Source organism: Paraburkholderia sp. SIMBA_053 (genome assembly GCF_046534895.1).
GTDB lineage: Bacteria > Pseudomonadota > Gammaproteobacteria > Burkholderiales > Burkholderiaceae > Paraburkholderia > Paraburkholderia caledonica.
On record NZ_JAWRXU010000007.1, the window covers coordinates 335,322 to 349,918 of the forward strand.

Annotated in this window: 10 protein-coding genes and 1 pseudogene; 4 read left to right on the top strand and 7 right to left on the bottom strand. The window is 58.1% G+C overall.

The window, feature by feature from the left end:
• Positions 1-3 precede the first annotated feature (3 nt).
• Both SB753_RS22535 and SB753_RS22540 read right to left on the bottom strand, forming a co-directional pair.
• Positions 4-1,059: a trypsin-like peptidase domain-containing protein gene (locus SB753_RS22535; RefSeq protein ID WP_410801906.1), complete on the bottom strand. Its 1,056-nt coding sequence runs from the start codon at positions 1,057-1,059 to the stop codon at positions 4-6.
• An 18-nt stretch (positions 1,060-1,077) separates the two neighbouring features.
• Positions 1,078-3,144, bottom strand: a complete 2,067-nt coding sequence (locus SB753_RS22540) for a DNA/RNA non-specific endonuclease (RefSeq protein WP_410801908.1) — start codon at positions 3,142-3,144, stop codon at positions 1,078-1,080.
• A 1,077-nt stretch (positions 3,145-4,221) separates the two neighbouring features.
• On the opposite strand from SB753_RS22540, the gene SB753_RS22545 reads away from it, so the two are divergent.
• Positions 4,222-4,497: a hypothetical protein gene (locus SB753_RS22545; protein ID WP_410801910.1), complete on the top strand. Its 276-nt coding sequence runs from the start codon at positions 4,222-4,224 to the stop codon at positions 4,495-4,497.
• Between the two features lie 1,025 nt (positions 4,498-5,522).
• On the opposite strand, the gene SB753_RS22550 is transcribed toward SB753_RS22545, so the two are convergent.
• The 5 genes and pseudogenes from SB753_RS22550 to SB753_RS22570 form a co-directional block, all read right to left on the bottom strand.
• A complete protein-coding gene (locus tag SB753_RS22550; RefSeq protein ID WP_410801921.1) occupies positions 5,523-6,842 on the bottom strand; it encodes a DNA/RNA non-specific endonuclease in 1,320 nt (439 codons plus the stop codon).
• A pseudogene (locus SB753_RS22555) lies at positions 6,819-7,319 on the bottom strand (trypsin-like serine peptidase); the annotation flags it as partial. The gene SB753_RS22550 and the pseudogene SB753_RS22555, both read right to left, overlap by 24 nt.
• Before the next feature lie 15 nt (positions 7,320-7,334).
• On the bottom strand, positions 7,335-7,736 hold the full coding sequence (locus SB753_RS22560; RefSeq protein WP_410801911.1) for a hypothetical protein: 402 nt from the start codon (positions 7,734-7,736) through the stop codon (positions 7,335-7,337).
• 227 nt (positions 7,737-7,963) lie between these two features.
• Positions 7,964-8,227 (bottom strand): hypothetical protein, encoded by a 264-nt coding sequence (locus SB753_RS22565; RefSeq protein WP_410801913.1) that lies wholly within the window; start codon positions 8,225-8,227, stop codon positions 7,964-7,966.
• Positions 8,224-9,945: a S8 family serine peptidase gene (locus SB753_RS22570; RefSeq protein ID WP_410801915.1), complete on the bottom strand. Its 1,722-nt coding sequence runs from the start codon at positions 9,943-9,945 to the stop codon at positions 8,224-8,226. Before SB753_RS22570 ends, SB753_RS22565 begins: the two co-directional genes overlap by 4 nt.
• Before the next feature lie 976 nt (positions 9,946-10,921).
• Here SB753_RS22570 and SB753_RS22575 point away from each other — a divergent pair.
• From SB753_RS22575 to SB753_RS22585, 3 genes are all read left to right on the top strand, one after another.
• The gene (locus SB753_RS22575; protein WP_410801916.1) at positions 10,922-11,128 is read left to right on the top strand and encodes a hypothetical protein; all 207 of its coding nucleotides are present in this window, start codon (positions 10,922-10,924) and stop codon (positions 11,126-11,128) included.
• A 201-nt stretch (positions 11,129-11,329) separates the two neighbouring features.
• Positions 11,330-12,955, top strand: a complete 1,626-nt coding sequence (locus tag SB753_RS22580; protein ID WP_204522502.1) for an NAD(P)/FAD-dependent oxidoreductase — start codon at positions 11,330-11,332, stop codon at positions 12,953-12,955.
• Between the two features lie 133 nt (positions 12,956-13,088).
• Positions 13,089-14,360 (top strand): SGNH/GDSL hydrolase family protein, encoded by a 1,272-nt coding sequence (locus SB753_RS22585; RefSeq protein ID WP_410801918.1) that lies wholly within the window; start codon positions 13,089-13,091, stop codon positions 14,358-14,360.
• Positions 14,361-14,597: the final 237 nt, after the last annotated feature.

Here is a 14,597-nt window from a genome sequence, read left to right on the forward strand (position 1 = left end):
GCCTTACACCAGAATACCGGCTGCCTGCAGGCGTGCGAGCACTCGGCTGATGCGAATGCCTTCGTTCTTCGATACAGGGGGCTTGCCGGCCACCTCCATCGGCGTGCCTCCTGCATGATGCAATGCGATGAGTCGACATTGAGCATCGAACACGGGCGCACCAGATGACCCGGGCTCGGTGTCCGTGAGATAGCGAACGACTCCATCCGCGACGTCGCTGATGGTATTGCGTACGAAGCCGAGGCGCTTCTGCTGTCCGCCCGGGTGCTGGAGAATGTATGCCGCCTCGCCGACTTTTGGAACCGGCTCCGCCGCAAGAGGCAGGGTCGCCCAGCGTGGGTCCAGATCGTCGACTTCGACGACGGCCCAATCGTCGGGCTTTTCGCCGCGGATGCTGTTGGATATTCCGGCGAGCGACGTCACCGGCAGGCTCGCCCCCGTCGCATCCACATCGAACCCAAAATCTGCCTGCACGCGTGTGGCTAACATGCTCTTCGGGAACAGCACGTGATGGTTCGTCAGAATCAACTTCGGGCCGATACGAAAACCCGTGCCGAAGAACCGTCCGAACCCATTTTCGACCCGCAGCAGACACACGGCCGAGGCGCGCTCGAGGAGACCACCGAGCGTGGCGAGTAGATTCGGCACCTGGCCGACGGGCATCGTGAGGTCGTCGAAGAAGAGCAGCGCCTCGGGCTCGGTCACGGAGTCGTCGAACTGAGCATTTGCGCCCGGAGCCGGTACGGGCTCGGCGCTGACGGGCGCGAGCTTGTCCTTCAGCAGCGCTTCAAGAAAGGGCGCGCGTGGGTTGTTCGGCGTGCGGTCGCGTGCAGCCTGCACGGTCGCTCGCACGGTGCCCTGCGCAGCGAGCATCTGGAGGAGCAGGTACCAGAGGTTGCGCGCGGATAGTCCACTTGGGACATTGAGTGGATCGACGCCGAAGGGTTGAGTCAGCAAAAACGCTTCGGTATCCGTGCGGTACAAGTTGGCCAGCACCCTCATGAGCTCTTGGCCCTCGGGTTTGTCGAAGGGAAATGGAAAGTCATCGAGTATCGACATTCAGTCCTCGCCATACTCTCAGAGTAGGAATCGAATTTGCGACAACGCCTCAAGTGGCGCCGGCCGCGCTTCTTCGGCGGCGAAGCTTTCGTCTGCGGCAACGAGTGGATCGATGCCGGCGAGCGGGCCGAAGCCGATGCCGCTCCGTCGCTCGATCGCGCGAATCGGGACTTGCGTGGCAATTCCAAGTTGCGGCGACGTGAAGGCTCCGAACACGAACTCGTCCTCCGGTGGTAGGCTGTGCTCCTGGCTCATCTCATAACCTGTCGCGCAGAGCTGGCCCGTGTCATCGTGAATGAACGCGATAACTTTCCAGAAGCCGATCGGAATCCGTACGCTGTAGCGCGTCGGGTCCTCGTCGTCGAAATATGGACCAGTGAAGACCGAGATCTTCATGTCATCTTCCCTGGCGTGCTGGAGGGCATAGTCCTCCAGCGCCAGCCAGATGGGCGCATTGAACGCCTGCATCTGAGGCGTGGCGTTCGTGACGTGCATCGAATCCTCGTTACCCCGTCTGGCGACTGCGGGGTTGCCCCAGCCCGGATCCTCGCGTCGTGTCATGTGGCCACGGCTGAATTTCGGCGGGTTGCCATAGCATTCCTGCATGATCTGCTGCGCCTTCGGGATGCGCGGATCCCATTTCCACGTGACGCGGGGACTCTTCCGCGACTGATTGCCATCGATGTTCACGGCGCTCCAGAAGCACATGCGTCGGCTCCGGCTCATGACGACCGAGAAATGCTCGTATCTTAGCTCCGTCTCCAATCGGCCCTCCAGATCGAACACGAGCACATCGGACGCATCGCGCTCCACGACGGGCAACGGAACAGCGAAGTCCGAGCCGAGGAATGCCGTCTGGTAGCCCTTGCGATCAAAGTAGTCGCTAACGGCGGCTTCAGTCTCGATGGCATCGTCGCCATCGTCCGCATCAGGGCTCGCGAACCGAACCATCGGCGTGCGCGCATCGGCGGGCGCAACGGAATTTTGCGGAGCGCCGAGTGAAACCGTGACGGTCAGTGGAATCGTGAAAGACGTTTGTCCGACGGGCGCCTGCGGTGGTCGCTCGACCGCTGGGCGGCTCACGGGAGGCGCCGGCCGTGGTCGACCGGGGGCTGGGACGTTTCTATGCCGTCCGCTGCGTACATCGTCTAGAAGCTTCTTCACGACGTCGGCGCGCACGGCATAGTTCGTATCGAGGAAGCTGCCGCTGAAATGCAAACCCAGCGCCTGCCCTGAATCGAGATCCACGACGACTGAGCCGGAGTTGCCGCCCAATGTTGTGCAGTTGTGCAAGAGGCGGGTCTGCTCAACGCGAGTGATGGCACCCGGTGCCAGGCGTTTCTTGTTGTAGACCTTGCCAAAGATGCGCTCCATGAGGTCTGGCTCGGGAATGCGACTGTCGTAGGCCGGATAGCCGATCGTCGCAATGTTCTTAGTTTCGTCGACGTGCGCTGCGAGCTCGATGGGCATAGCGAGCTTCGCATTGCCGCCTGTCATCTCGACTTCGAAAAAGGACACATCGGGGCCGGGCGGCTCTTCGATGTGCAGGGGGCGCACCAACTCAAAGACGAGTGTCTTGGGACTGTCAATCTCCTGCAGGAAATCGACGTCCGCAGAAATACGGCCGTTCTGGCCGACACGAAACGTGAAGCCTTCGCCGCGTCGCGTGGCAAATTCGTGCGCGACGTGCCGGTTGGTGACGAGCACATTCTCCGCGACGAGCCAGCCGGTGCCGACCCAATCGAGTCGTCCTCCCTTCAGGTCGATACGTCCCACCGCCCGAATAGGACGATCGAGCAAAGACTCGGCTCGCGTGAGGCGCTCTTGCCAGATGGCGCTGTCGGCGGCATCGGCGAACTTGAGTATTGTCGCATTGTCGCGGATGGCCAGCACCGGGCGCGTGCGACGCAGTACGATGCTCTCGAACTCAATGGCTTCCGTAGTCGTGCCGGGTGAAGGGGCTAGCTCTAGCACTTCGGCACGGGCGAGATCCGCAGATTCCTCCGCGAGCTTTCGATCGCTTGCATGCACCGATGCATTGAAGCGGCGGAGTCGTTCGAGATTGTCTTGTGGGGTGGCACTCATCCGTGATCTCCAGAATTGGAACCCGTGATCGGAAGAAGAACTTCATTGCAAAAGAAGAATGCCTACCGCGTAAATCAAATTAGATCAAAGGAGGGGGGCCGTCAAATTGCTTGTGTTGCGCCTGCAGGCGAGTGTCTTTACTGACAATCTTTCAGAATATGCAAAGCAGAATTTCTATTCAAGATCATTCGTATTGGAAGTGACAGTAGATTGGAGACCCCCATACCACAGACAACGTTACTGCCTCATGTATCGGGCTTATGCGCCCCGAAATTTGGAAGGTACCGGTCTGCAAGACGCGCTCGGAATAGGGAAGCCAGCGGGGCGACTCTATGGCTCTGTCAGGCGGCTTGCCCAGCGCACAGGATGTTCTGTATCAGTGGATTGACGCCAGAAAGTTCCTCGCTCGTGGAGCGAAGTGACAACTTCAATGCGCAAAGGCGAGTCCTTGTACAGCAGGGTTCGAAAGCGATCCATGTGTCGCACATCGTCGAATTGATGATCTTTATCGTCGCAAATTTTGACATCTTTAATGTGTTCTAGACTCAATGACGGACATGTGCAGACGTTCCCGCAAGCTTGCCCACGAGCTCTTCCATTTCTCTGCGCACAGACCGCGCATTTCCTTGACCGCAAATGCAATCTGGCAAAAGTAGGCAGTGAATGACTGCCTAATTCTCACGGCGGCGTACACTCGAACTAGTCAACAGCGCATTAACTATGTACAGAAAACTGACTGATCGTTAGCGCACATATTTCCCGACATTCTTAGGTTTCGACGCGATTCGATGTGTATGCTTAGAGGACCGCTTTGAGGAACTTTGAGGAAGACAGGCTCGACTCGGAGCAAGCCGTGGACAGATGCTTACTTCACTATTCTTGACTATTACGGCTTGTGCGTTGCCAATAAAAATGGTGCTGCAAAGTGCGCGATCTTGCGTTTCGGGCATTGTCGTTCACGGTTGCGTTTCTCGTTCCTATGTCTAGGATATCTACGGTGCGTCGGATATATGAAGGGACGAGTGCTCATCCATTCTTTGCAGATTTCTAGCGAAAAGTTGAAGTGTGGAGGAAACCGTGAGTTCTACTGTAAGCTTCAAGATACACAATAATACCGGATCAGAGGTCGGCACACTCGACGTCTTCGATGCCGCCGACCTGAACACTCCCGCGAAGATTACGACGATAACAAACATAGAAGCGGGCAGCACGACAGGCGCGATATCCGCACCAGTTCTGGCGCCGGGTAGCAATCAAGCTAGAGTAAATTGGAGTTGGGACGGAACCGGCGTCAACGGCATTGTCGTCGAGAATGGTCAGTCATTCCAAATGTCGAGCGGATCTGAGTTCTAAATCTGGTCCGATGTCTTTCGGAGGCGGTCTTCGTTAGATTGTGCTATACGCCTCACAATATCACCGAGGCGAAGCAAGGATTCTATCGTGCAGGCGAAGTTCCCAATAACAATCATGGTACGCACGCGCTGCGTTGGCGCGATGCGTCAACGCAGCGCTGTTCGGTGCGGATTTCCGCTGAAAGGGTCCAAGCTACAGACCATACGCGACGACCAACTTTCCCCCAGTGCGGCTTGATGACCGCGTATCAACGGACTTTAGGGCGTTGTGTTTTGTTATGCGTCTAGACAGAAGGGGGTTCTGTGATGAACCCATACCAATCCCTATATAGATTGGACACTCGATTCCTCGTCGCCGCCTTTGCGATCAAACAGTAGACGCCGCAGCAATGGCACCGAATTCCGTACGCCGCAGAATCAAGAGTCCTCGCTCCAGCAGTACCCGGAACGTGAACCGAATACGGTTATGTGTTCACTCATTGGCGAAGCATAGATCCATCCATACCAGCATCAAATTGGATTCGAACTACTCACGCCGCAAGGAAAGCATCGTGCTGGGACAGATTTCGATACTTTGCTGGGCATGTTGCTCATGTTGACGGTGCTGGGCATCATCAACTCCGTGCTTGTGGAAGCCGTGCCGCGCATGCTCAAGTTAGCGGGAATGCGTCATACGAGGGGTGCGCAATAGGTCGTCAGACTCAAGCAACTGGCGTCGAAGAGCATCGCTTTGTTTTGACCAGGCCCGTCCCTTGGGTGAGAGCACCTTCTTCACTATATATCTGCTCCGAAAGTATGATTTCAAATCAGAAAATCCGGGTTGTGTCCTGTCTTTTCATGTCACAAATGCGCGCTTAAGATGAGTACCGGTTCTTGTGTTCAGATTGGGATGATGGATGGTTGTAGGCAGACTGATGCGATTTGCATGAAGAACAATGACTGAATTTCGATCGTTGTTCCGCCTGCGGTTCACGGATGTTGACCTGCGAGTGTCATCGTCCGACCTGATTGTCGCGTCGGGGTTAGTTAAATGACTTTCCGCGGAATCCCTGCCAGGTCCAAGTCGGCCCCCCGTGACCTGAAGAACTGGTCCGCACCACAAATTGCCTCTGAAAACTTCAAATTCGTAGCGGTTTCAATTTCCCGAATTTCACACAAGAATGGCTTGAAATCGTCGGGGACAGCAAATTCCCACTCAACGTCTGATAAGTCCTGCTGCAGCACAAATCCATACGCTGCCAGACCGTCTCCGACGCGTGCAACTACGATTTTCCAGAACGCCGATGGAATTTTCGCGCGTATCACCGAACCGCCGTCGCCAACGCCAACGAACGTTTCGTCCGAATCCCTGAGAACTGGGCCAGCAAAGACGCATAGTCGTTCCGTGGCGGCCGATTTCAGCACGAGGTTTTCCAGAGATCCCCAGTTCTGCATTTTCAGGTTCGAGCGATTGAAGTGCGCACCCTGGGGCGAGCAGTTGGTTACGTGGAAGCTGTCGCCGTTGGCACGTTGAAATTCTTCAAACGTGGTTCCCCAAGCAACATCCTCGCGTCGAACTATGTGGCCCTTGTCGAACGCTTGCCGGTCTTTGGTGAAGAACACGTCCGGAAGCTGGTATTTCGCGTCGAGACGCGGGTCGAGAAACCACTTTTCGCTGTCACCTTTATTAAGTCCGGTCAGCGCATTGCGGGTCGTTGCGAGCGTGGCATCATGGACGCGAAGCGCGGGCTCGCGAGTTACGTTGGACGCGGTGAAGCGCGCTAAGCGCCTCTTCGCATGCATTGCAATCGAAAAATTCTGGTAGTCGAGCACAGTCCCGCCCTCACGACTTTGCGCCAGTTCGGACTCATCTGCCGCGACAGGCAGCGCGACGATGAGCGTCGCCTGATCCTGATCAAGGAAAGTCTCGTCGTAGCCGAGTCTGGACGAATAGTCGGTCTCGTGTTTGGGCTCTTTCAGTGCTTCGTTGTCGGAGAACGCGACAGTCGGATCCGACAGATGTGTCGCGGCACCGATAGCAGCGTTGACCGAGATCGTGATTCGCAGAGGGATGTCGAGTGTCAATGTTTGGTGACCATCTGTGTCTGGACGAGTGACCCCTCGGTCGGCCGGCGATGACGACGATACACCGGCCGCGTTTCCCGGGTGTGCCTCGACTGCGTCCGCACGATTCCACCATTGCGCGTTGGCACCGGGGTCAATCGATGGCCTACCCGCGAACAAGACGCCCGCATTGACGACCCTACCGTCCTCCGCGAGCGCTGCGCTAGGCACAGCATAGTTGATTTGATGGTAGGCGCCACCAAAGTGCAGCGCGAGGAGTTCGCCCTTGGCCAGATCAAACACGGCAGATCCAGAATTACCGCCGAGCGTGGAGCAGTCGTGGCCGGCAGCAACGACGGACTTTCCGTAGCTGGCCGCATGTATAGCACCGTGGAGCTCGCCTGGTTGAAGTCGCTTTATACCGTAGCGGCCACCAAACAGCTTGCTTTGCTCATCGGCCGGATTCCGTGGATCGAAAGCGGGATAGCCGACGATGAATATCTGGCGGCCGTCGAGATTCCGAGCGTCCTTGAGAGACAAGCGCAGTGGCGGGTGAGACGCTGGGAGGTCGGCAACCTCGGGGAGCGCCATATCCCAATACGGATGAATCATGGCTACTCTTCGGACCGACAGGGTTGGCCCAACCGGACGGTCATATTCGCGTGTGAAGTCGACCCCAGCCTTGGCATTAGGAAGAAACTTCAGTCGTCGGTCACCCAACCCGTCGGTGAAAATCTCCGCGACGTGGCGGTTTGTCATCAATAAATTCGGTCCGACGACAAAGCCGGTACCGCCTTACGGATATTGAGGGTTACCGGGCAATTCCACGCGTCCGACAGATGACGCTGCCGCCTCAATACGGCCACGGACATCCGGGTCGTCCGACAGCCGCCTCCAAAGCGGATGGGTGACTGCAAAGGTGTCGTCCACGATGTCAATGGCGGGCCGAAACTCACTGTCTATGAGCGCTTCAACATTGGACAGCTGCTCGTCCGTGAGAGAGCGGCCGTTTTCCGCTGCCTGGACAGCCAGACGGCCCTTGTCGAGAATGGTGGGTACCGCAGAAACCATTTGAGCTTCGGCGCCTTCCGTTTCCGATCTCGACGCGCTGATCTGCTCAATCAGCTGGATTGGACTGTCGGCATGCCGTGCGACGAGCGCGAGAAATCGAAGGGTAGTTGACGACTCTGTCGACATTGGCGGCTGCAGAGATATCGGTTAGGACACGAGCACTTGACTGCGGCAGTTCAGCAGCTTCACCGTTCTTTGGCAGGGGGTTAAGTCGGTTGTTGAAGGGAGATTGCGAAGTCGGTAAAAATTACTTGTTCCGGGGGCATAGCTATGCTACAAAGTCACGAAGGGATGAGCGAGAAAAATACTAGGTCGGGCGTTGCTGGAAGTGCGAAGGAAGCGAGGCGACTCGATTAGATGCCGAGCTTCTGGCGGCGCGTCAGCGCGTCGTCCATAGCTTTCAGCACGTCGATTCGACGGCCTACGTCGACCGGATCGGTGCTAAGCTGGGCTTGGCGGCGAACCACTAGGCGTGATTGTGCACGCAACGCCTGTTCACCGGCAGGGGTCGCGTCAACCAGAAGAGAAACCGCATCAAGCTGGCGCAGCAACTTGACGCCCTCTGGGAGCGAACCAGGAGCGCCAGCCCCGTTTCTCGTTTCAACGATTAGTTTCATTGGTGTCCCGGAAGGCCGTAGCCTTCATGAATAGTCTGAAATCCATAACCTGCAGCGCTATTCAGAGCGAGTAGAGTGATCTGATCGGCTCTACTACCATCTCTAGGCGCGTTCAGTATAGCACTCGCGCTGGGGTTGCTCAAAATTTTAGCAATCAATCCGGTTGCAAGTGGTGCAGCAAATGACGTGCCGACTGCTGCCTTCATTTGGTTTTCGAGCCAACAGGACACAATTCCGACGCCAGGGGCGCACAGTAACAGTTGGTCGCCAATATTGGTGAACACTGACACGTAATCCTCAGGATCGTGTCCGATATCCTGCCTTTCGGAAAACACGAATTCAGATGTTCGTGGATACGACGAAAGCCGACCCATCGCACTAACTGACAGCGCTTCTTTGTAACACGCCGGAAAGGTCAGATGTTTACGAAAACCGTTACCAGCGGCGACGACGCAGACTGTGCCGCGCGCCTTTGCATCCCTCATCGCCCGCTGCACCGATGTCATCGAGGCTGTTCCACCAAAACTGATGTTGATGATGTCGCAACCGTCTTCGGTCGCTTGGCGAATGGCTGACGCCAGGGCGGCTTCCTCCGCCCGTAAGCTGCCATGTGCACAGATGCGATAGGCATAAAGCTCGCATGCAGGTGCGAGCCCACGGGGCGTTGTGATTCCGTCGCCCCTCGCGGCAATTAGCCCTGCCACCAACGTTCCGTGACCCTCCGAGTCGTCCCAGTCGAGGTTATCCGTCTCACCTATGACCGTAGATGCTCCATCGACAACACGCAGAAGTGAATGGTTCTGGCTGACACCTGTATCGATTACACCAACACGCACGCCCCTCCCTGCCAGCGCCAGATCGACATCTCCCATGCGAGGCAGGAACGCTGGGATCCATGTGGGGGTTAAAGCTTCGAGTTCAAACTCGGCGATAGCGGCCTGTGCGCCCGCAATCTCCACTTTTTTGTTCAATGACCAGTAAGAATGTTGCGGGATCACGCTCACCCCTACCTTGGCAGTGTGCGATTTCGGAATTCGTAGTTCACAAATGCCGTCCGAACCGGTCGTAGTTTCGACGTACTCGCCGCTCGAAAGATAACCTCGTACCGTCGTGCTATCCATCGGCTGGCCGTCTGCCGTGACGCTGACGATAATTGATTTTCCTGTCCCCGGAGGAACGCTCAACGGCGAGCCGACGTTTAAACTGGTTACCTGAAGCGATTGTGGATAAAGACTGACGCTTGGCACAAATTGCAAACCTGAGCTTGTCTTGCGGACCTGCATTTGCTGCTCTGCCGTCGCCATGACTACGATCGCAGCGCCGTGCATCCTGTCCAGAATGTCCAATTCCATCGTCGTTCCGTCCTCGGCGACCGTCTGAACGGAACCGGCCTGCACCCATTCGGCGAAGGCCGAAAGAGATTCGGCGCTTGCTCCTTCGCTTTCTTCCGGTCGTTCCGCGTACCAGACCCGCTCCTTACCGCACTGGCAGCTCGGACTCTCTGCTCCTGCTACCACGGCGAGATCACCAGGCGCCGGATCTCGCGACGCACGTTGTCGAAGTTCTCTGAGCAGGTTGGCGTCGTCTTCAAGGTTCGATGCGATGACAATGCCGGTCCCACGCCGACGAGAACTGCCGATTACCCCTTCAATCGCCGTCCTCAATGCTGGTCGCAGCCCCGCTAGGAGGTCCTGGTGACCGAGAGTTATCTTTCGCATCGTCTTATTCCTCTCTGTCTCGATCGCGTCCTGTCGTCGACGCTAGATGCCAGATGTACTTTTAAGACCGACTTTAAATCTTTCAGAGCCGCATCTGTCGCCAAGTGGAACGGAGTAAGTTTGCATTTTGCGAAGCCGGATATTCGATTGACCGAGTAAAGACAGGTCCCTGATCACTGTAGTGCTTTGTCTGCGGATAGCCAACTTTCCTAGCGTATATACTTACTCGGTCGACCTTTCGCGTGTCTAACACCTATTCTAGGCAGCATCGGAAAGTAAGCTCGGTGCTGACTGATCTCATCTGATTGCTAACGAACAAATCCGCGTGTTCTGTGCGAAACCGCACGGTACGCGAGAACGCATCGCAATCTGAGAAGAACTCTGAACGGACGTTGATAGTTTGGCGTCGCATTGTCCTGTCGGACGCTTCACCTAGGGCGCTAGCACGAGTGTTCAGGCGTGTTCATCGATGAGACGGCATCCCTCACTTGGATGCGCTAATGGATGAAGGAACGCTGTCGGCGATCATATAGAAGTGAAAGCCCGTGATCACGACCGACATCGCAGGCGCCCCGTCATGGACTCTTTGTTTTTCACATCTTCGGAATCTCAATCGTCCACAGCTAGCGGCGTTGAGGGAGGATCCAAGAACTTTCGCGTCGCCGGCAAGTGCAGCGTGCCACTCAATGTTGTCGTGCATATGCGCTTGCGTGCAGGCTGGGCATGTTCACACGGCGTGCCCGGGTTCGCGTGAGAGTATGAAAGCGTCTCGGCGGACGGTTGCGAGTCAACGCGCAGTTCAACAGCTTCCACTCGAGTTAATCCTAGGCACGTTGGGCGGCGTAGCGCGAAGGAGGTATTGAAGCGTTAACCGAAGGCTGCCGTACCGAGTTTGGCCATTGGGCACCATCTCGGACGCTGATGTCACTCTATTTGCATCGTACTCCCGGGAGGCGAAGGGTTATAGAGCGACACTATGTCAGATGTCTTCCGCTGCGACCGAATGGATAAGGGCAAAGAGAATGAGGCCATCGAAAAAATGGGGTTGACCGGCTGCGGCAATGGTCTCAGCCGAAATGCGCCCCGCGAGGCAGTGTCTCCCAAGACCACGGACGTCCGACAGCGCTCGCATTTGTTGGCAACCTTTCGATATTCGCTCAACTTAGGCGGCAAACTCAAGTGAGCGTACTTGGCAATGTGGGTCGTAAGTCATTGATTTGTCAAAGAGACGTCGCTCGACTTGAATGGCAACCGATAGCATCGCCACGGCGGCGGCGTAGTCGCACGAAGACGTTTCGGCGGGCGGCAGGTCCCCGGGCCGACGCTTAACCTATAAAATTGCGAATTGGCCGCGATTCGCGGCCTTCCTGCATCCTCGGTACTCATGTTACGTCTCAGCGAAATCAAACTCCCGCTCGATCACCCCGAGAGCGCGCTCGAAGCCGCGGTCCGCGCGCGCCTCGCGGAACTCGGCGTGCCTGACGACGGGCTCGTCCGATACACGGTGTTCCGGCGGGCTCATGACGCGCGCAAGCGCGCCGACATCAAGCTCACCTATATAGTCGACGTGGAAGTCGCGGACGAAGCGGCCGCGCTCAAGCGAATCGCCGACGTGCCGCACTGCGGGCTCACACCGGACATGACGTACCGTTTTGTCGCAAAGGCGCCGGCGCAACTCGCGACGCCGCGTCCCGTGGTGATCGGCATGGGCCCTTGCGGACTTTTCGCGGGGCTGATCCTTGCCCAGATGGGATTCCGGCCGATCATTCTCGAACGAGGCAAGGCGGTGCGCGAGCGCACCAAAGACACTTTCGGACTGTGGCGCAAGTCGGTGCTGAATCCGGAATCGAACGTGCAGTTCGGTGAGGGCGGTGCGGGCACTTTCTCCGACGGCAAGCTCTACAGCCAGATCAAGGACCCGAAACACTACGGCCGCAAAGTGCTGGACGAGTTCGTTCGCGCCGGCGCGCCGGAAGACATCCTGTATCTGAGCCGGCCCCATATCGGCACGTTCCGCCTGGTGAGCATGGTCGAGAAGATGCGCGCGACCATTCACGAACTGGGCGGCGAAGTGCGCTTTGAGACGCGCGTGGACGATATCGACATCGACCAGGGGAAAGTGCGCGGGCTGAAGCTGTCGACGGGCGAAACGCTGCGCTGCGATCATGTCGTGCTGGCCGTTGGGCACAGCGCGCGTGATACATTCCACATGCTGCACGAACGCGGCGTCTATATAGAAGCGAAGCCGTTCTCGTTGGGATTCCGGATCGAGCATCCGCAGGGTTTGATCGACCGTAGCCGGTTCGGCAAGTTTGCGGGCCACAAGCAGCTGGGCGCCGCGGACTACAAGGTCGTGCACCACTGCAGCAACGGGCGTGCGGTGTACAGCTTCTGCATGTGCCCGGGCGGTACTGTGGTCGCGGCGACGTCCGAGCCCGGACGCGTGGTCACGAATGGTATGAGCCAGTACTCGCGCGCTGAGCGCAATGCGAACGCGGGGATCGTCGTGGGCATTACTCCGGACGATTACCCCGGAGGCCCGCTTGCCGGGATCGCGTTCCAGCGCAAGTGGGAAGAGCGGGCGTTCGAGCTCGGCGGCGGAAACTACATGGCGCCGGGCCAACTGGTCGGCGACTTCATTGCTGGGCGGCCGTCGACGTCGCTGGGTTCCGTGGTGCCGTCTTATAAGCCAGGCGTACATCCCACGGATCTCAGCACGGCGCTGCCGGACTACGTGATCGAGGCAATTCGTGAAGCGCTGCCGCAAATGGACAAGAAGATCGCCGGTTTTGCGATGCACGACGCTGTGTTGACCGGGGTGGAGACGCGGACCTCGTCGCCAATTCGGGTGCGTCGACGGGACGACTATCAGAGCATGAACGTCGAGGGTCTTTATCCTGCGGGAGAGGGCGCGGGTTATGCCGGTGGCATCTATTCAGCCGCGATCGACGGGATCGAAGTCGCCGAGGCGCTTGCTTTGAAAATGACTGGGGCGAAAGCGGCGTTGTAAGTGAGTTAGGCCGCTGCTGGCTACTGGCAGCTGGCTGCGAGGCGCGCGCTGCGGTTGCCGCGGTGACACTGCTCGCCGCGTTGGGCGGTCCGATCGTGCACAATGCCCGTTTTGCTTCGAGCCAGACACCGGAATGATCATTCGTTCTTTCGCCGCCGCATGCGGCGCGGCGCTGCTTTGCCAGTTTGCCGTTTCATCCACTGTCGCTGCCGCCGATGCCCCGGCGCATTGGGTCACCGCGTGGGCTACGGCGCTGCAACCCATTCCGCAGCGGTCCGATTTGCCGCCGCTGTACCGCGCGCCAGAAGTGGCTGGGCGCACTGTCCGTCAGATCGTTTATCCGACGCTGTCCGGAAAGTCTGCGCGAATCCACCTCAGTAACGAGTACGGTAAGACGCCGCTCTTGATCGAGGACCTGCGCATCGCTCGGTCCGCTGGCGGCGCGGCGGCTTCCGCAAACGGCGGCGCGCGCGTGACTTTCAATGGAAGGGGCGCCGTGAGCGTACCGCCAGGCCGCGAACTGGACAGCGATCCGATTGCGATGGACATCGACGCGGGCGCCCCATATGCAATCAGTGCGTTCATGGGTCCGGAACAGCGGATCGTGGCATGGCATCGCGTTGCCAACCAGCTCAATTACGTTTCTGCGCCGGGCAACCATGCCGCGGACGCGGGCGCAGAGGCGTTTCGCGCGCGCTTCACTCAATATGTATGGGCGACGGCGTTGTCGGTGGACGCGGCGCCTGAAGCGACCGCAATTGCGGCAATCGGCGATTCGATCACAGACGGCATGCGCTCCAGCTTGAACCAGAATCGGCGATGGCCCGACGTTTTCGCCCGCCGGTTGCCCACTTCGGGGAACCGGTCGACGGCGGTGGTTAATTTGGGCATCAGCGGCAACCGGTTGCTGAACGATTCGCCCTGCTATGGCGACGCGCTAATGACGCGCTTTGGCCGCGACGTGCTCGAGCGGCCGGGCGTCAAGGCAGTCGTTGTGCTGATCGGCATCAACGATATCAATTTCGCGGCCATGCCGGCACGCAGCGGTCTTGATTGCGACTTCCCGCATGCTTCGGTGACCGCGGCCGACCTGATTGCGGGCTACCAGCGGGTGATTGCAGCTGCGCGACACGCGGGAGTAAAGGTGTTCGGCGGAACATTGACGCCCGCGTCGCTCCCACCGCAAAGGGAAAGTATTCGCCTTGCGGTGAACGAATGGATCCGGTCGAGCCATGCTTTCGACGGCGTAGTCGACTTCGACGCCGCGCTGCGCGATCCGGCGCAACCAGAACGTCTTCAGGGCAAGTTTGATAGCGGCGATCACATCCATCCAGGCGACGCCGGGTACGCTGCCATGGCCGGCGCGGTGCCTATCGAGGCGCTGGTAAATTCGGCGCGCAAATAAGGTCGCCGAAAAGCTATCGCCACCCTTGCCATGAGGCTGTGAGTGACCTATGATTCGCCTCCTCGTTTGTGAACGAGGGCCGCGGCGGAAACTAGCGGCGGTTGAGTCAACAAGGTTTTAAGCGAAAGCGAAAAAAACTAGTTGACGAAACAGAAGAGAGTCTTCATAATCTCGTTTCTCTGCTGCAGATGCAGCGACGCAGAACGAAGCGGTGCCGGGTAGGTGTGGTAGGGCAGC

What these genes read in the sequence shown, in the direction of transcription:
- SB753_RS22535 (WP_410801906.1), bottom strand. Translation starts at nt 1,059, where the DNA reads ATGTCGATACTCGATGACTTTCCATTTCCCTTCGACAAACCCGAGGGC.
- SB753_RS22540 (WP_410801908.1), bottom strand. Translation starts at nt 3,144, where the DNA reads ATGAGTGCCACCCCACAAGACAATCTCGAACGACTCCGCCGCTTCAAT.
- SB753_RS22560 (WP_410801911.1), bottom strand. Translation starts at nt 7,736, where the DNA reads ATGTCGACAGAGTCGTCAACTACCCTTCGATTTCTCGCGCTCGTCGCA.
- SB753_RS22565 (WP_410801913.1), bottom strand. Translation starts at nt 8,227, where the DNA reads ATGAAACTAATCGTTGAAACGAGAAACGGGGCTGGCGCTCCTGGTTCG.
- SB753_RS22570 (WP_410801915.1), bottom strand. Translation starts at nt 9,945, where the DNA reads ATGCGAAAGATAACTCTCGGTCACCAGGACCTCCTAGCGGGGCTGCGA.
- SB753_RS22575 (WP_410801916.1), top strand. Translation starts at nt 10,922, where the DNA reads ATGTCAGATGTCTTCCGCTGCGACCGAATGGATAAGGGCAAAGAGAAT.
- SB753_RS22580 (WP_204522502.1), top strand. Translation starts at nt 11,330, where the DNA reads ATGTTACGTCTCAGCGAAATCAAACTCCCGCTCGATCACCCCGAGAGC.
- SB753_RS22585 (WP_410801918.1), top strand. Translation starts at nt 13,089, where the DNA reads ATGATCATTCGTTCTTTCGCCGCCGCATGCGGCGCGGCGCTGCTTTGC.